General features: G+C 69.0%; 14 protein-coding genes. 9 read left to right on the forward strand and 5 right to left on the reverse strand.

Annotation, left to right across the window (positions count from 1 at the left end; genetic code table 11):
- The 4 genes from MXA07_RS01675 (at position 1) to MXA07_RS01690 (ending at position 4,519) form a co-directional block, all read left to right on the forward strand.
- The gene (locus MXA07_RS01675) at positions 1–1,197 is read left to right on the forward strand and encodes a CaiB/BaiF CoA transferase family protein (RefSeq protein ID WP_247730319.1); all 1,197 of its coding nucleotides are present in this window, start codon (positions 1–3) and stop codon (positions 1,195–1,197) included.
- 569 nt (positions 1,198–1,766) lie between these two features.
- Positions 1,767–2,360, forward strand: coding sequence for an HdeD family acid-resistance protein (locus MXA07_RS01680; protein WP_247730320.1), 594 nt, complete (start codon positions 1,767–1,769; stop codon positions 2,358–2,360).
- Between the two features lie 195 nt (positions 2,361–2,555).
- Positions 2,556–3,347, forward strand: a complete 792-nt coding sequence (locus tag MXA07_RS01685) for an SRPBCC family protein (protein WP_247730321.1) — start codon at positions 2,556–2,558, stop codon at positions 3,345–3,347.
- Between the two features lie 2 nt (positions 3,348–3,349).
- Positions 3,350–4,519 carry a zinc-dependent alcohol dehydrogenase gene (locus MXA07_RS01690; RefSeq protein WP_247731691.1) on the forward strand — a complete coding sequence of 390 codons (1,170 nt, stop codon included), beginning with the start codon at positions 3,350–3,352 and terminating at the stop codon, positions 4,517–4,519.
- 189 nt (positions 4,520–4,708) lie between these two features.
- Here the strand turns inward: MXA07_RS01690 and MXA07_RS01695 are convergent, their stop codons facing one another.
- Both MXA07_RS01695 and MXA07_RS01700 read right to left on the reverse strand, forming a co-directional pair.
- The gene (locus tag MXA07_RS01695) at positions 4,709–5,881 is read right to left on the reverse strand and encodes an NAD(P)/FAD-dependent oxidoreductase (protein WP_247730322.1); all 1,173 of its coding nucleotides are present in this window, start codon (positions 5,879–5,881) and stop codon (positions 4,709–4,711) included.
- 114 nt (positions 5,882–5,995) lie between these two features.
- Positions 5,996–6,799: a manganese catalase family protein gene (locus MXA07_RS01700; RefSeq protein WP_247730323.1), complete on the reverse strand. Its 804-nt coding sequence runs from the start codon at positions 6,797–6,799 to the stop codon at positions 5,996–5,998.
- Positions 6,800–7,181: 382 nt separating this feature from the next.
- Here MXA07_RS01700 and MXA07_RS01705 point away from each other — a divergent pair, with 382 nt between their 5' ends.
- The 3 genes from MXA07_RS01705 to MXA07_RS01715 all read left to right on the forward strand — a co-directional run bounded on the left by MXA07_RS01705 (position 7,182) and on the right by MXA07_RS01715 (position 10,264).
- Complete coding sequence (locus MXA07_RS01705) at positions 7,182–7,703, forward strand: DMT family transporter (RefSeq protein WP_247730324.1); 522 nt, start codon at positions 7,182–7,184, stop codon at positions 7,701–7,703.
- A gap of 149 nt (positions 7,704–7,852) precedes the next feature.
- Complete coding sequence (locus MXA07_RS01710) at positions 7,853–9,214, forward strand: NAD-dependent succinate-semialdehyde dehydrogenase (RefSeq protein WP_247730325.1); 1,362 nt, start codon at positions 7,853–7,855, stop codon at positions 9,212–9,214.
- Positions 9,215–9,277: 63 nt separating this feature from the next.
- The gene (locus MXA07_RS01715; protein ID WP_247730326.1) at positions 9,278–10,264 is read left to right on the forward strand and encodes a hypothetical protein; all 987 of its coding nucleotides are present in this window, start codon (positions 9,278–9,280) and stop codon (positions 10,262–10,264) included.
- A 98-nt stretch (positions 10,265–10,362) separates the two neighbouring features.
- On the opposite strand, the gene MXA07_RS01720 is transcribed toward MXA07_RS01715, so the two are convergent.
- Both MXA07_RS01720 and pdhA read right to left on the reverse strand, forming a co-directional pair.
- Complete coding sequence (locus tag MXA07_RS01720; protein ID WP_247730327.1) at positions 10,363–11,331, reverse strand: alpha-ketoacid dehydrogenase subunit beta; 969 nt, start codon at positions 11,329–11,331, stop codon at positions 10,363–10,365.
- The gene (gene pdhA / locus MXA07_RS01725) at positions 11,324–12,508 is read right to left on the reverse strand and encodes a pyruvate dehydrogenase (acetyl-transferring) E1 component subunit alpha (protein WP_247730328.1); all 1,185 of its coding nucleotides are present in this window, start codon (positions 12,506–12,508) and stop codon (positions 11,324–11,326) included. The genes MXA07_RS01720 and pdhA overlap by 8 nt, the downstream gene beginning before the upstream one ends.
- A 27-nt stretch (positions 12,509–12,535) precedes the next feature.
- On the opposite strand from pdhA, the gene MXA07_RS01730 reads away from it, so the two are divergent.
- On the forward strand, positions 12,536–13,486 hold the full coding sequence (locus tag MXA07_RS01730; protein WP_247730329.1) for a DUF7553 family protein: 951 nt from the start codon (positions 12,536–12,538) through the stop codon (positions 13,484–13,486).
- A 799-nt stretch (positions 13,487–14,285) separates the two neighbouring features.
- Entirely contained in the window at positions 14,286–15,560 is a 1,275-nt protein-coding gene (locus tag MXA07_RS01735; RefSeq protein WP_247730330.1) for an MFS transporter, read from the forward strand.
- Positions 15,561–15,717: 157 nt separating this feature from the next.
- Here the strand turns inward: MXA07_RS01735 and MXA07_RS01740 are convergent, their stop codons facing one another.
- Positions 15,718–17,484: a thiamine pyrophosphate-dependent enzyme gene (locus MXA07_RS01740; RefSeq protein WP_247730331.1), complete on the reverse strand. Its 1,767-nt coding sequence runs from the start codon at positions 17,482–17,484 to the stop codon at positions 15,718–15,720.
- Positions 17,485–17,559 lie beyond the last annotated feature (75 nt).

Here is a 17,559-nt window from a genome sequence, read left to right on the forward strand (position 1 = left end):
ATGCACCCGCTCGAGGGTATCCGGGTCCTGGCGCTCGAAAGCGGCGTCTCGGCCCCGCTGTGTACCCGCCAGCTCGGCGACCTCGGCGCCGAGGTCGTCAAGGTCGAACGCCCGGGCGTCGGCGACAACAGCCGCCACTGGGACAACGCCGTCCACGGCGAGTCCTCGGCGCACGTCTGGGTCAACCGGAACAAGCGCAGCCTGACGCTCGACTTGAAGAGCGACGAGGGCCAGGACATCTTCCGCGACCTGGCGGCCGACGCCGACGTCGTCGTCCAGAACTTCGCCCCCGGCGCGGTCGAGCGGCTCGGCTTCGACTACGAGTCGCTGCGCGACGACGAGCGACGCGACGATGCGCAGGACGACCTGATCTACGTCAACATCTCGGGCTACGGCCGCTCCGGTCCGTACCGCGACCGCAAGGCCTACGACATGGTGATGCAGGGCGAGACCGGGCTGATCCTCTCGAACGGCAGTCCGGACGCGCCGGCGAAGATCCCGCTGTCGATCTGCGACATCAACGCCGCGATGTACGCGACCATCGGGACGGTCACGGCGCTCTTCCAGCGCGCCCGGACTGGCGAGGGACAGGAACTCGACGTGACCATGTTCGGCGGCATGCTGTCCTGGCTCGGCTACTTCCCGCACAAGTACTGGCACGAGGGCGAGATCCCCGAACGCGTCGGGATGCGCCACCACTTGTTGACCCCGTACGGCCCCCACGAGACGGCCGACGGCGCCTACGTGAACTTCGCCGTCCTCAGCGAGGATCACTTCGAGCTCTTCTGCCGGGACGTGATCGAGCGACCGGCCCTGCTCGCGGACGAGCGATTCGAGACCAACGAGAAGCGCATCGAACACCGCGAGACGTTCGAGTCCATCGTCGAATCCGAGATCGCCACCCAGGACCGGGATTACTGGGCCGAGCGCCTCCAGGACGCCGGGATTCCCTGGGGCGACGTCAACCGGATCGACGAGGTACTGGAGCATCCGCAGACGGACCACCTGGACCTCATCAAGACGGTCCAGGCGGGCGAGAACGAGATCAAGGTCGTCGACAACCCGATCGACTTCGGCGATGCTTCGGTGAAACGCGAGGCGATGCCCGACCTCGGTGCCGACAACGTCGACCTCCTCACCAGGCTCGGCTACTCGGCCGAGGAGATCGCCCGGCTCGAGGCCGAGGGCGTCATCTGATCGAGAGCGGCGGGCGGGAAGATCGAGACGACGATCGGTGTCTCCCCGACGGAACCGACCGTCCGGAAAGAGCCGATCTTCGAGAGTGTGACAGTACAGTAATCAGTTTCACTCCATCATGGTATTGTGAGAATTATACACTAATGTCCCCGAGGGGTTCGGGACAGAGTCGCCCGGAATATGGGTCAAAACTACCGTATTGCGGGCCAATAGCGTTCGTGAACGCGATTTAGTTTTGAAAACGGGGCTGTATGTACATTGAACACAGGATATGTTCGATTTCGCCGGCGTATATATTACAATAGCAACGTTCGTACGGGTAGTGAGTTCGAAGGCGGAATCTGCATTGGACCAGAGTATCGGGGCGGATAGTTAGCAGTATGTGTTCACTATTATACAATACCATCGACCGAGTTCGAGGTGGGTATTTGAACATATCAGTTTCGTATAACGTGCAGCACCTCTCGGCCCGATCCGATTTACGACCGGGTCCGATGTGCCAGCCGCGATTCGGTACGGGACAGGAGGGGTTTACGTCTGTTGACGACGTGCATTGGTATGTGGTAGCAATGAACGCATATTCCTCGAACGAAATCGATACTGGGGCGTCCGCCTGGCGGACGCTTCGAATCGCCGGCATTCTCGTGGTCGTTCTCGGGATCGTCGCGATCCTCCTCCCCGTCGGGACGGGTATCGCGATCGCGTACGTCGCGGGCGCGGCCCTGCTCGTCGGCGGCGTCGTCCACGCGGGACACGTCGTCACGATCGACGGCTGGGCGGGTTCGCTCTGGCAGGCGACGCTCGCGATCGTCTCCATCCTCGCCGGCGCCCTCATCCTCGCGAACCCGGTTGTCGGCCTGCTGAGCCTGACGCTCGCAGCTATCGCGTACCTGCTCGTCGACGGCCTCGCGGAACTGGCCGCGAGCGCGCGGCTACCGGCAGGGACCGGGCGCGGGTGGATCGCCGCGAGCGGCGTTCTCTCGGTCGCCCTCGCGGCCTTGCTCTGGATCGGCTTCCCGGTCGACGCGCTCTGGTTCGTCGGGTTCGTGGTCGGTCTGAGTCTGGTGTCGACCGGTCTCTCGATGATCGCCGTCGCCTACGGATCCCGCGGCGCCGTGGACGAGGCGGACTCGATGGCGACCGGCACGTCCCGGGGCGCCTGACCCGATACGCGTCGGACCGTCGTCGATCGCGCGATCCGCACTCGGCCCCGACGCCAGCGTCGAGCGAGCGGGAATGCGACACCGGCGACTCGTCGACGATTCGACGCGACTCGTCAAGCGCTCGTACGTCCATCCGGCCGTCCGCAGGCACGTGCAACCCGAACGACGAACGGCGCGTTCGTCGGCAGTAGGCGTGTGAGTTTCTACCGTACGGACGCGGCGACCGACACCATCGATCGGATTCGCGACGCCGCCACCGAAATCGGCGACGCCCGATCCCTGCCCACGCGTGCCGGGCTGGCCGCCGTCGGGGGGATCCTGCTGGCTCGCGGCCTGCAGCGGCGGTCGCTCGGCGGCGCGCTGACCGCCGGCGTCGGCGGCTACGCCATCTACCGGGCGCTCGCGACGTCCGAATCGACGGCGATCGAGGACGCGACGGCCGGAGAAACGGGGCTCGAGAGAGCACGGTCGCACGATTTCCGCGCCGCGACCGATCGACCGGGCATCGAACGCTCGATCACGATCGACGAGTCGGCCGACGAACTCGCGGCGCTCGTCGACGATCCGGAGACGATCGACCGCCTCGTCGGTCCGGTCGCGTCCGTCGAGCCGATCGACGGCGACCCCGACTGGCTCCGGTGGACCGTCACCGGCCCGCGAGCGCTGACCGCCACCTGGGAGCTGGAACTCCTCGCCGAGCAGCCGGGTTCGTTCAGTCGATGGCGGTCGACCGACGGCTCCGTCCTGCCGGTCGAGTACTCCCTGACGTTCCAGGAGGCACCGGCCGACCGGGGAACCGAGGTGACCCTGCGGCTGTGGCTCGACCCGCCCGGCGGTCGGCTCGGAACGGCGGTGGTCGACCGGCTCCTCGCTCGCGACGTGCTCGCGAGCACGGCTCTCTATCGATTGAAGAGCCTCGCGGAGACGGGCGAGATCCCCACGCTCGATGGCAACGTCTCCGCGCGCGGTCGGGGTGATCTGGTATGAGCATGCGCGCGCTCTGCTGGCACGGCGCGAACGACCTGCGGGTGAACGACGTCCCCGAACCCGAACTCACCAACCCGCGGGACGTGGTCGTCGAGGTGACCAAGACCACCGCCTGCGGCTCGGACCTGCACTTCGTCGACGGCTACCTCCCAACGATGCGCGAGGGGGACGTGATCGGTCACGAGTTCATGGGCGTGGTCAGGGAGACCGGTCCGGACGTCGAGACGATCGGCGCGGGCGACCGCGTGGTCGTCCCGTCGTTCGTCGGCTGCGGCGCCTGTCAGTTCTGCGGCGACGACAAGTGGTCGCTCTGTGACAACACGAACCCGAATCCGGGGTTGCAGGAGCCACTCCTCGGCTATCCGACCGCCGGCATCTACGGCTACACCCACGCCTTCGGCGGCTACGCGGGTTCGCACGCCGAGTACGTCCGCGTGCCCCACGGCGACGAGAACTGCTTTCACGTGCCCGACGAGCTGGACGACGAGCAGGCGCTGTTCGCCTCCGACGCCTGGGCGACGGGCTACATGGGCGCCGACTTCTGTGACATCGAGGACGGCGACACGGTCGCCGTCTGGGGCTGCGGCGGCGTCGGGCTGATGGCCCAGCACAGCGCCGCGCTCATGGGCGCCGAGCAGGTGATCGGGATCGATCGACTCCCCGAACGCCTGCGACTCGCCCGGAACGAGGCCGGTTCCGAGACGATCGACTACACCGACGTCGACGGCGTCGTCGACGCGCTCAAGTCGATGACCGGCGGCCGCGGGCCCGACGCCTGCATCGACGCCGTCGGGATGGAAGCTCACGGCTCCGGCCTGTCCCACGCCTACGACCGCGCGAAGCAGCGGCTGCGGCTGCACACCGACCGCGGCGAGGCGCTCCGGCAGGCGATCAGGGCGTGTCGCAAGGGCGGTACCCTCGCGATCCTGGGCGTCTACGGCGTGATGGACAAGTTCCCGCTCGGCGTCGTCATGAACAAGGGCCTCACCGTCCGCACGGCTCAGCAACACGGCCAGCGCTACGTGCCGGAGCTGATCGAACACGCCGTCGCGGGCGACCTCGATCCCTCCTACCTCGCCACCCACGAGTTCTCGCTCGAGGAGGCGCCGCAGGGGTACGACATGTTCAAACACAAGGCGGACGGGTGCGTGCGGCCGGTCTTTGCGCCCTGAGTGCACGGCGTCGCGAATCCAACGTCGCCGTCGTCGCACGTGGCCGTCGGATCGAACGGCGTCGCCTCCGGAATCGTGCTCCGGCGGTCGCACCTGGCTCACGCTCCGGCGGTCGCGTCGATCGGACGCGACCGGATGCGACCGCCGACCGGACGCCCGCACCGACCGAGGGGCCCTCGATCGCCGACCCTACCGGTTCGGATCCGGGGTACGCAGGCCCGGGAGCGTCTCCCGATCGCGGACTCGTCGCATCCGGGCCCGCATCGCCGGGTCGGCCCCGGGAACGTCGAGCGCGCCGGGCGTCGAACCGGCCGCGGTCTCGGACGCCTCGTCCTCGCCGAGATCGTCGAGCGACTTCGGAAACGACCGCAACGCCTCGTGGATCGCCAGACCGGCGTAGGCGCCGTCGCCCATCGCGATCGGCGTCTGGTTCTGGCCGTGGGTGAGATCTCCCACCGCGTAGACGCCGTCGACGCTCGTTCGCCGGTCCTCGTCGACCGCCACCGCGCCGTCGTCGGCGAGTTCGCAGCCGAGATCCTCGGCGAGGGTCGCGTTGTATTCGCTACCGTACATCGCGAAGCCGCCGAGGTAATCGCGCTCGGTTCCGTCGCCGAAGGCGAGGCCGCCGAGTCGCGAGTCGTCCGCGTGGTCGGGGTAGGCGGAGACGACCTCGGTGTCGACCCGCTCGACCGGGTGGGCGCGCAGCTGGGCGGCGGTCTCCTCGCTCCAGTCCGGTCCCCGATCGTCGAGCAGGAGGTCGACGTCGTCGGTGAAGTGCAGCATGAGCATCGCGACGTGGGCCGCGCGGTCGTCGTGGCCGAGGACGTAGACCGAGCCGTCGCCCAGGTCGTAGGCGTCGCAGTGCAGACAGTAGTACAGGCCGCGTCCGGTGTAGCGCTCGAGGTGGGCGACGTCGGGGCCGCGATCCGAGAACCCGGTCGCCAGCACGACGCAGTCGGCGTGGACCGTGGCGTGCGTCGCCTCGAGTCGAAACGAGCGGCCGTCGCGACCGCCGGCGGCGTCTCCGACCGCGGTCCCACCGCGTCCCTCCCCGCGGTCGCCGCCGCGAGGACCGTCCGCGGTCGCGGCGATCCGCTCGACGTGCTCGACGCTGTCGAGGTGGACGTCGCCGCCGTAGGCCTCGAGCTGATCGATGCCGTGGTCGGCGAGTTCCTGGCCGGAGACCGCCTCGGAGACGCCGAGGAGGTTGTGGACGTGATCGACCGCGGCGTGGCGGCCGCCCTCGCGTTCGAACAGGGCGGTTCGGTGGCCGAGTCGCGTGGTGTAGAGCGCCGTCGTAAGGCCGGCCGGGCCGCCGCCGACCACGGCGACCTCGTAGACGGGCGGTGATGTGGCGGTCATCGGTGACGGTACCATCGCGAGGCGGGAAGTACCAGGGCCCGGCGTGATTAGGTGCGCGACGGGATCCGCACACCGGCCCCCTCGGTTCGGAGTGGAGCGCACCGCGGCCCGGTCTCACCCTTCGGGTTCGTCGTGGGTCACCGAGTCCGGGTCCGGGGCGACGACCTCGTTGCCGCCCGGTTGCTCGGCCAGGAAGGAGAACTCGCCCTTCCCGTCGGGCGAGGACCCCGTCGTCCAGGGTTGTTCCGGGTCCTCCCGCGGATTCCGTCGGGTCGACATGAAGGAGTAGTTGACCTCCTGGTTCTCCTCGCTCTGCGGAAAGCTCCCGGGAACCGGCACCGGGTCGTCGAGCGACTCCAGCGCGGCGAGCCACTGGTTCTGGTGCATCGTATCTCGGGCGATGAGGTACGAGAGCATGTCCTTCATGCCGGGGTCGTCGGTGTACTCCCAGAGTCGCGTCGCCAGGGTGCGGCCGGTCGCCTCCGCCATCACGTTCGCGTAGAGATCGCCGGCGAGATTGCCCGACGCGACGATGTAGCCGCCGGTGAACGGGACGCCGTTGCTGTCGACCGGCATCGCCGACTCCCCCGCCGAGAGGAACTGCCGGGGATTCTGTTCGGTCGCGGACCTGGCGGCTTCGATATCCTCGTCGGGCGACTTCGGCGACCCCCGCAGGTTCTTCGTGACGGCCGAGGCGAGCATCTCGATGTGGCCGAGTTCCTCCGTCGCGGTCTCCATCAGGAGGTTTCGATACGGCTCGTGCGTCGCCGGGATCGACCAGGACTGAAACATGTACTGCAACGCGACGCGCATCTCGCCCTCGACGCCGCCGATCGCCTGCTGGAGCAGCGAGGCGAAGTGCGGATCCGGCTCCTCGACGGTGACCTCGTACTGGAGTTCGGGTTCGTGATAGTACATCCACTCCACCGACATCGAAGTGGAGGATAAACGTTTCATCCGTCGCACACGAAGTATGTGGGGACGGGTTGACTACACAACGGTCCTGAAAAGCGTGGATACGGAACTCTCAGCCCTGACGCTGGCGAACCGTTTTGGGGCCGCCGGGCGTCGGTTCGATACCGATGCGCCGCACCGATACCGCGTCCGGGACGAACGCAGCGTTCGCGACCGGGCCGACCCGGCGAATCGTCGCCCGCTCCGGCCGCGCCCGTCCACGCCGCGCGGGCGGCCGGCGGTCCGGGATGAACGGGGAACGCGACCGCTCGGCGTCGGCCGGGGAGCACCCGCATCGGATCGGACGTCGGCGCGACCAGCGGCGAACGATCGACGAGGGGCACGGATGAGCGGACATCGCGCCGACGACCGGGATTGGGACGAGCACGATCCGAGCGAACCGCACGACGAGCGCCGGCGGAACGGCGACGCCGTCACGCGCGACGATTCCATCGAGCACCGTCCGAACCCCGGCGGGGCGGGGCGCTCGCCCTCCGTCGTCGTCGCTCTGCTCGGCGCGTTCCTCGTCGGATTGGCCCTCGGCGTCGACGTCGACCCCGGCTGGGCCGCCTCGCTCGGCATCGTCGGCGCGGGACTGCTCGCCGCGGGCGCGTACAACGCGTATCGCCAGTCGAACGGGGAGCTGGGCAGCGTCGGCGTCGCGACGCTCGCCGCGATCCTCGCGGGCTGGCTCGTCGTCGCCGTCGCCCTTCTCGGCGCTGACAGCACCGCGATAGGCGAGTGGCTGATCCTCGTCGCCGGTGCGATCGCGTTCCTGACGAGCGCCGCCAGCGCTATCGCGATTCGCTCCCGCCGTCGAGCGGCCGACCCGCGGCCGACGGCGGTCTACGACCGGCGCGGGCAGTGATCGCGGCCGGCGGTCGAACCGTCGCGGTCCGTTCCGCTCGCGACGTCGTCGGGCCGTCGGCACGGCCGCCGAGGCAGCACTTCGCTGCTGGCAATTCGAACCCGTCGGTCGAAGGTACACTAATTTACCCGCCCGTCGAACGGCGACGTATGGAGGTCATCGATCCGTCGACGAACGAGCGCACCGACACGTACGAGGACGATTCGGCCGACGACGTCGAGGACGCCCTCTCGCGGGCCAGCGAGGCCTTCGAGACGTGGCGCGAGGTTCCGATGCGCGAGCGTCAGGAGTTGCTCGCGAGCGCGGGCGACGTGCTTCGCGATCGCAAGCGCGAGTGGGCCGAGATCATGACCCGGGAGATGGGCAAGCCGATCACGCAGGCCGAGAGCGAGGTCGAGAAGTGCGCGTGGGCCTGCGATCACTACGCCGAGTACGCGGACGTCTACCTCGCCGAGGACCACCACCCGAGCCCGCCAGGGACGACGGTCAAGACCCGCTTCGACCCGCTGGGGCCCGTCCTGGCGGTGATGCCGTGGAACTTCCCGTTCTGGCAGGTGTTTCGCTTCGCCGCGCCGTATGTGACCGCGGGCAACGTCGGCCTCCTGAAGCACGCCTCGAACGTCCCCGGCTGCGCGCTGGCGATCGAGGTGATATTCCGCGAGGCGGGCTACCCCGACGACGTCTTCCAGTCGCTGTTGATCCCCTCGGACCTCGTCGACGACATCCTCGAGGACGAGCGGGTGCGCGCCGCGACGCTTACCGGCAGCGGCCCGGCCGGCCGCGCGGTCGCCTCGACGGCCGGCGAGCAACTGAAAAAGACCGTCCTCGAACTCGGAGGCAGCGACCCCTTCGTCGTCCTCGACGACGCGGACCTCAAGGACGCGGCCGAGACCGGGGCGTGGGCGCGCAACTTGAACGGCGGCCAGTCCTGCATCGCGGCCAAGCGATTCATCGTCCAGGAGGCCGTGTACGACGAATTCCTCGAGCACTTCCTCGAGGAAGTCGAGTCGCTCACCGTCGGCGACCCGACGGACGAGGAAACGCAGGTCGGCCCGCAGGCCCGCCAGGACCTCCTCGAGGACCTCCACGAGCAGGTCGAGGCCAGCGTCGAGGCGGGCGCGACGGTGCTGACGGGCGGCGAACCGCTCGACCGCGAGGGCGCGTTCTACCCGCCGACGGTGTTGACCGACGTCCCGCCGGGCTGCCCGGCCGACTCGGAAGAACTGTTCGGTCCCGTCGCGGCCGTCTTCGCGGTCGAGAGCGAGGACGAGGCGATCGAGAAAGCCAACGACACCCGATTCGGCCTCGGCGCCTCGATCTGGACCGAGGATCGCGACCGCGGCGAGCGGGTCGCCGCGCGGATCGACGCCGGCTGCACGTACGTCAACCAGCTCACCAAGTCCGATCCGCGGGTGCCCTTCGGCGGCGTCAAGGACTCGGGCTACGGTCGCGAACTCGCCGGCGCCGGCATCAAAGAGTTCGTCAACCGGAAGACGGTCTGGATCGAGTAGCCAACGTCGATCGAGTGCGGCCGCCCGGTTCGAATTAAGTGCGTTCGCCGCGGCATAGGACCCGTGGGGTCGAACACGCTGGACGAGCTCGGCCGGGCGACGCTCGAAGCGATCGCGGAGCGGCGAGTGACGGCCGACGCGCTCGAAACCGAACTCGACGCCGATAGGGAGGCCATCGACGATCGCCTGGCGCAGCTGGTCGACAACGCGCTCGTCCGCCGCGTCGCCGCCGAAGGCGACGAGGCGGCCGACGATCCGGGCGTCGACGGCGCCTACGAACTCACCGAAAACGGCCGCCGCGTCCTCGAGGCGACGCCGGTCGGCGCGCGCGACTACCGCATCGACACGCCAGACGCCGTCGAGCAGGCGATCGAGGGATTCGACCTTCGGCCGGACGAGGCGTCGGCCGTCCGGAGCGCCTTCTCCTTTCTGCGCTACTGGGAGGAAGCCACGACCGCCGAGATCGTCGACGCCACCTACAGCGAGGTACCGGCCGGCTACGGGTCGGCCGACCGCTGGTGGGACGACTGCGTTCGCGATCGACTGGCGGCCCTGCCCGACGTTCGCGCGCGGCCCGACGACCCGATCGACGGGACCGAGTCGTGGACGTACGACGGGACCGCGGCGGTCGAGCCCGACGACCGGGACGGCCGCGCGGTCGCGGATCCGATGGGCGCGCCGCCGCCGTTCGCGAGCGCTCGCCACGCGATCGAGCGCGCGAGGCCGGACGACGTTCGACAGGGCGAGAGCGGCGGGGACGAGCGACCGGAAGAAGACGACGTGCGAGCGCCGGCGCGAGCGGCGTTCGCCGTCCTCTTCGAGCGCGGACGGGCGACGACGGTGGAACTCCTCGAGGGACTCGACGACGAAGGCGTCGACGCCGCGGCGCCGGCGGCCGCGAGCGACGATCGCACGGACAGGCTGGCCGCTCTCCTCGACTCCGTCCCCGGCGTCGAGCGGGGACGGGGATCGAACGGCGAGACCGTCTGGACTTACGATCCGTCGGGCGGGGTCGACGGTCGCTCCGCGGATCCCGACGGCGGTGACTGACGACGGTCGCTCCGCGGATCCCGACGGCGGTGACTGACGGTCGTCGTGGCGGGTTCTGACGACGGTCGCGACGGATCCCGGCGACGATCGTGGTGCACTCATTCGTCGCCGAGCGCGCGCCGGATTCCCGCCTCGATCCGGTCTGCGTCGGGCAGATAGGCGTCCTCGCGGGCGAACAGCGGCACCGGCACGTCGTAGCCGGTCACCCGCTCGACCGGCGCCTCGAGGTAGTAAAAGGCCTCCTCGTTGATTCGCGCGATGATCTCGCCCGCCATCCCGGCGGTTTTCGGCGCCTCGTGGACGACGACGCAGCGGCCGGTATCGCGGACGGACGCGACGATCGTCTCGGTATCGAGTGGGTAGAGCGTCCGGGGGTCGACCACCTCGACGTCGGCGTCGATCTCGTCGACCGCGTCGAGCGTCTCGCGGAGCATCGATCCCCAGGCGACGACCGTGACGTCCTCGCCCGGCTCGACCACGCGCGCCTCGCCGAGGGGGATCTCGTGGTCGTCGGGCACGTCCTCGCGGACCGAGCGGTACAGCCGCGTGGGTTCCATGAACACGACCGGGTCCGGGTCGCGGATCGCGCTCCGCAGCAGCCCCGCCGTCTCGGCCGGTGAGGCGGGGAAGACGACCTGGAGGCCGGGCACGTGGGCGAACCCCGCCTCGAAGCTCTCGGAGTGCAGTTCGAGCGCGTGGATGCCGCCGCCGTACGGCGTGCGGATCGTCATGGGACAGGAGATCGTCCCGCGCGAGCGACTCCGGATGCGGGCGACGTGCTGGGCGAGCTGGTGAAAGCCCTGGTAGAGGAAGCTCTGGAACTGGATCTCCGGGACGGGGCGCAACCCCGTCGCGGCGAGCCCGACGCCCACGCCGACGATGCCCGCCTCCGCGACCGGGGCGTCGAACACGCGGTCCGGATGGTCCTCGATCAGTCCCTCCGTCGCGCGAAAGACGCCGCCCGCCCGGCCGACGTCCTCGCCGTAGACGAGGACGGCGTCGTCCCGCTCCAGTTCCGCGCGCAGCGTCTCGCGAACCGCCTCGACCATCCGGAGGCGCTCAGCCACCCCGCTCACCCCCGCGCCCGTCCGCCTCGTTCGTTCGCCCGGACGACTCGCCGCTCCGCTCGCCAGCCTCGTTCCCTCGCGCTTCGGCCTCCGTTGCCCGCTCGTCCGCCTCGATCCGCCGCTCGAACGCCGCCCGCTGGGCCTCGAGTTCGGGCGGCGGATCGTCGTAGACGTAGCGGAACATGTCCGCCGGGTCGATCTCCTCGCGCGCCGCCCGCGCCCGATCGATCGCGTCTGCGATCTCGGTCTCGATCCGCTCGTCGATCGCCGACTCGGTTTCGTCGTCGAGGATCCCGCGTTCCTCGAGGTACAGCTGGAAGCGGACGATCGGGTCGCGCGCCTCCCACTCCGATTCCTCCTCGGCCTCGCGGTAGACGCTGGGGTCGTCGGAGGTCGTGTGCATCGAGCGCCGGTAGGTCAGCGCCTCGATCAGGAGCGGGTCGCCGTGGCGCGCCTGCTCGATCGCCGCCTTCGCCACGCGGTAGACGCCCAGCACGTCGTTGCCGTCGACGCGGATCCCCTCTATCCCCGCCGCGACGGCCTTCTGGGCGAGCGTCTCCGCGGCGGTCTGGTGCTCGAGTCGCGTCGAGATGGCGTAGCGGTTGTTCTGGCAGACGAAGACGGTCTGGGCGTCGTAGACGCCCGCGAAGTTGAGGGCCTCGTAGACGTCGCCCTCGCTGGTGGCACCGTCGCCGAAGTAGGTGACCGCGACGGCGTCCAGGCCCTGGAGGGCCTCGCCCCAGCCGACGCCGACGGCGTGCAGCGGCTGGCTGCCGACGGGGATGGCCGGCGGCAGCGCACCCTCGCCGCCCGGGACCTCGGCGCCCTCCTCCATCCCCATCGCGTACTGGAGGATCGCTTCCGGCGGCGTGTCGCGGACCAGCAAGGCCGGCTGTTCGCGGAAGGAGGGGACGATCCAGTCCCCCTCGGCCATGGCGAACGCGCTGCCCACCTGGGCCGCCTCCTGCCCGATCGCGGGGGCGTACGTGCCGAGTTCGCCGCGACGCTGCAGCGAGATCGCGCGCTCGTCGAGCCGGCGCGAGCGCTTCATCCCCTCGTACAGGTCCAGCAACCCCTCGTCGGTCAACTCGGGAACCATCGATTCGTCGACCGTGCCGTCCGCCGCGAGCACCTGGACGGACTGGATAGAGAACTCCGCGACGTCCTCGCGAGCCATAGCGGGAGTACGGCGGCGGGGCTGGTAATGGGGAGACTTGCATTCGAGCGAGCGGATCGCTCGATCCCGTTCCTCGCGGACGACGGAACCGCCCTCGCGAGCCCGGCGGCCGGTCGAGGAGCGGCCACCTCGCTCCGGACACTGCAGGCAGCACCGGTTTCCAGCGCAGCGGCGCACCCTCAACGCATGGTCCACCAGCTATCCGAGGACGACGTCGGCAAGCGCGTCGAGGATCCGGGCGGCACGGCGATCGGCTACATCGTCGCCGTCGAGGGCGACACGCCGTACGTCGAAGCGGATCCCGACCTGACGGACTCGATCAGAGCCGCCCTCGGCTGGCGCGGCGACGAATCGGAAGCGGTCCCCATCGCGCCGGACGCCGTCGAGACGGTCACCGACGATGCCGTCCGCCTCCGAGAGCAGGTCGACGACGGCGACGAACTCCGCGACGGTGACGGCGCCCTCGGGGACGCCGACGAGGGCCTCACCGAGCGCGATATCGGCGCCGGGGCCACCGCCGCCGGCGTTCCCGTCGACGCCGATCGAGCGACGGACGAGGCCGACCCGGGACGATCGCGAGCCTCCGACCGTGATACGGGGACGGACGTCGAATCGACGCGCGAGAAGGCGGACGATCCGGGCGGGTCGGGCGACTCGACAGAACGAGCCGACTCGAGCGAGCCGGACGCGCACGACCTGGAGACCGAAACCGACCTCGATCGAGCCCAGCGCCAGCTCACCCGCGCGAGCGAGGCCGCCGACGAACCCGTCCAGGACCACGTCGACTCGGTGCAGGCCGGCATCCGCGAGGAACGACTCGACGACGACGTTCCGCCGAAGCTCGATCGCATCGAGGAACTGGCCACCAAACTCGACGAGCTGGCGGCCGAGGAAGCGCCGGGGCCGGTCGCGGATCGAATTCGACGGAGCCGGGATCACCTTCGCGAGTACCTCGCAGATCGGGAATCGTCTGAGTGATTCGCAGGCCCCATCACCGGCGGCCGATCGGGTTCGGCTACGTACCTCCAGATCGTTACTCTCGGGCCGGACTGGACGAGGAACTCGTGCCGGCGCAGTCGGCGGGCTGACCCCGTTCTCACCGATGGCGCACGGCTTCTCCCGCCAAGTTATAGAAGCCAAAATATACCGCAATTCAAATTCTAATTTCTATATTTGGCGAAGGCGGGAACAATAACAGAGATATTGATGCCCGATTTCCGGCTGTAAGCCGTATTTCGGCTCCAAGGAGGTGCCTGAAGCGCCACCACCCGCGCAGGAAGCTGGTGCGGGCAGTCTCGATCCCCGGCACCCTCGTTCGCGGTCGTCCGTTCCATTAATACCCGATATGAGGCAATTCCCAACGGATATCGGCACTTCGCGGGCGGCGAGAGGATGCCGCCACTGGCAGCCGCCCGTATATAAATATATGTGATCATTCTTTGAGTCTATTTTTGTCTTGTAGTGGTTTCAGTTCCGCATCCGGCACTCAGTTGGCGTCGGTTCCCGATGCGACCCGGTTGCCACGGATTGGCGAGCGGCCAGGCGATACTCGTCCGGCGCGCTCGCCGATCCGGCGGCCACACGAACCGCGATGGGTCGGGACTGCGGCCAGCACGAGTCCCGCCGTCGTGATACCGCGGTTGCGGCTGCGTACCCAGAACAACCCGGGCCCCGAAGCCGACAGATTGGGTGCCGACGGCGCGACCGCCGCTGCGAGCCACCGTCGGCGGCGGAAACGCCGTGTTTATGCAACCGCGAGCGGAACGGGTGCACCAGCGTGTCCATCGGCCGCACCGTGTTCGGGGACGAGGCGACGGTCCTGTCCGAGCGGAACTTCCAGCTCCTGCTCTTGACGGCCCTGTTTCCCGTCCTGGGAACGGCGCTCGTCTCGCCCATCCTCGACGCGGTGATCGACCCGTTCGGGACGAGCGCCGCGAACGTCGGCTTGATGATGTCGTTCGTCACGGCGCCGGCGATCGTCCTCATTCCGGCCGCCGGGGCGCTCGCCGATCGCTACGGTCGGAAGCCGCTCCTCGCCGGCTCGCTGATCTGCTTCGGCGCCGCCGGGGCGAGTATCGCGCTGACGACCGACTTTCGCGTCGTTCTCGCTCTTCGCTTCGTCCAGGGGGTCGGCTACGCCGGGCTCGCCCCGATCATCACGACCTGTATCGGTGACATGTACGACGGCGCCCGGGAATCGACCGGGCAGGGGATCCGCATGACGGCGAACGGGTTCAGCGGCGCGACCATGCCGCTACTGTCCGGCGTGCTGGTCGGCGTCGCCTGGCAGTTTCCCTTTCTGCTCTACGCCGTCGCCATCCCCGTCGGGGGCGTCGTCTGGCTGTGGTTCGAGGAACCGACGGCGACTGGAGCGACTGCGGGGCGACCGGATAGCGGGCGGTCGTATTACGCGACGCTGGCCGAATTTCTCGGGAACCCACGCGTCGTCGCGGTTCTCGTGGGCCGGTCGCTCCCCGTCGTCGTCTGGATCGCCTTCATCACGTACAACTCGCTGGTCGTCGTGCGGTTGCTCGGCGGGACGGTGATTCAGGCCGGGCTGTTGGCCGCGCTGGGCAACGCCGTCTACGCACTGGCCGGCGCGCAGGCGGGACGCATCACGTCGGTCTTCGGCTCCCGGTACCGGCCGCTGCTCGTGGGGAACGGGTTCCTCGCGGTCGGATGGGGCTTCTTCGTCCTCGCTCCGACGCTCCCGGTCGCGACCGCGGGCGTCGTCTCGATGGGAATCGGATTCGGGATCACGGTCACGCTGTTCCGGAGCCTCGTCACCGCCCTCGCGCCGACCGATCTCAGGGCCGGGCTGGTCGGGCTCGGCTCGATGGGCTCTCGGCTCCTGACGACCGTCACGCCGATCGCCATCGGAGGCGGTGTCGCCCTCGCCGAATCCACGGTTGGCTTCGCGTCGGCGTTGCGCGTCGCGGGACTCGGGGTCGTGTTGTTCAGCGTCTGCGTCTGCGTCGGCTGCGTGATCTTCGTCTACGCCGCTACCGACCGCCCGCTCGACGACGGGGACGTGGGACCCGGAATTCAGTGACGGGAACACGCCGCGTTCCTTTCGATTGCGGGCCGAGACCGCCGGGGCCGGGAGAGTGAAGCACGTCTCGTCGGAGGGTGACCGCGGCCGCCTGTGCCCGTCGGACGAGCGTCCCGATCGGGAGGTCGACGGCGCCCCGGTGGCACACTATCGGTTCTCAAGGCGTCGGGTAGTCCGGAATGCCGTCCTCGACGCGGACGTCGACGATTGCGACGTCGCCGGCTTCAACCGCGTCGATCGCCGCCGACAGCGTGGATTCGAGCGCGTCCGGATCCGCGACCGTCGCGCCGAACCCGTCCCAGACGTCGGCGACTGACGCGTAGTCGGGGTCCGGTTCGATCGCCGAGCCGTAGTACGTGTCCGTCTGCTCCGCCCACCCGTCGCCGTAGCGTTGCTGGAGGCTGAACTTCATCGACTCGTAGGCGCCGTTATTGAACAACACGACGAGCAGCGGAAGGTCGTACTCCTGGGCGGTCCCGAGCGCGGCCACGACGGAGTTGTAGTGGAACGACCCGTCTCCCATCAGGACGGTCGCCAGGCGATCCGGACGGGCGAGTTTCGCTCCCAGGGCGACGCTGAGTCCCGTTCCAAGCCCGCCTCTGTTCGCCCGCGAAACGAACAGATCGTTGCGCCCGTGCGATCCGACGATGTTCGAAACCGCGGGGGTGTGAACGATGACCTCGTGGAAGACCATCGCATCACGAGGGAGCGTCTCGTTGACGGTATGACAGAGCAGGCACGGGTCGATCGGCGTCTTCCGCTCGCCCGCACGAATCGCCCCGTCCCAGCGACGCTGCCAGGCGTCGTGGGCGGCCGACCAGTCGATCGACCGGCTCCCCTCGTGGGCCGCCGTTCGCTCGCGGAGCGTCGCCAGTAGCCGGGACGGGGCGGCGGTGACCAGCAGATCGGCCGGATAGTTCCAGTACCCGAATTTTTCCTGGACGGGTTCCTCGTGGACCACGACGATCTCCGCGTCCGACGGCGCTCCGTCGTGCGGCGGGTACCACGGCGTCTTCGCGTCGAGCACGAGGACGAGATCGACGTCGGAGTGGTGATACAGCTCGTCGGCGCCCGGCTGGTCGAGGGTCGCTCCCATGTACAGCGGGTGGTCCATCGGGAAGTTGTTCGTCTTTCGCTGGGTCTCGAACACCGGCGTGTGGAGGTGTTCGGCCAGATCGACCAGCGCCGCCCGATCCGCGTTCGACCGCCCGAGCCGGCTGGTGAGGATGACGGGGTTGGCCGCCGCTTCGAGCGTCGAGACGATCCGTTCGATCGCGTCCTCGTCGGGCGCCGGCGGCGTCGCGGGCGCGAGTTCCGGGAGGTGCACCTCGGTCTTGTCCCGGTCGTGGGAGAGTTCCATCGAGATGTTCAGCAACACCGGCCCCTCGGGGCTGGCGTTCGCGATCCGGAACGCACGTGCGAGGCGACGTTCGGCGTTGTCGTTCGTATCGAGGTTGGCGATCCACTTCGTGTACCGGGCGACGTTGTTCTCGTGGCCGCCCGGCGGGTGATAGCCGAAGTAGTACGGTCCCGCCGTGCCGCCGAACTGCTCGTTCTCGTGGGTCGCGCTGTGGGATCCGAGGAGGAGCATCGGTACGGAACTCTGGTAGGCCGTGTTGATATCCATCGCCGCGTGGAGCGGCCCGGAACTCCCGTGGAGTTTGACGACCTGCGGGTCGCCGGTCATCGTCGTGTACCCCCGCGCCATGTTGACGGCGACGTCCTCGTGCCGGCAGTTCATGTGCGTCGGCACCGATCGGGCCGTCGATTCCTCCGTCGCGTCGTGTTTCGCCAGGAACTCCCAGTAGGGGGAGTCGTCCGACCCGGGCGAGTTGAAGAAGTACTCGACGCCCTGATCGGCGAACACGCGCAGGTACGCCTCCGCTGCCCCGTCGACCGGTTCGCGTCGAACCGACTCGTCCATACACCCTCCACCGAGCGCGATACCGTAGGTGTTGTGCCTCCCGCGGATCTGCGACGGGTAATCGCCCGGTACTGG

Origin of the sequence: Halovivax limisalsi (assembly GCF_023093535.1) — an archaeon.
Taxonomy (GTDB): domain Archaea; phylum Halobacteriota; class Halobacteria; order Halobacteriales; family Natrialbaceae; genus Halovivax; species Halovivax limisalsi.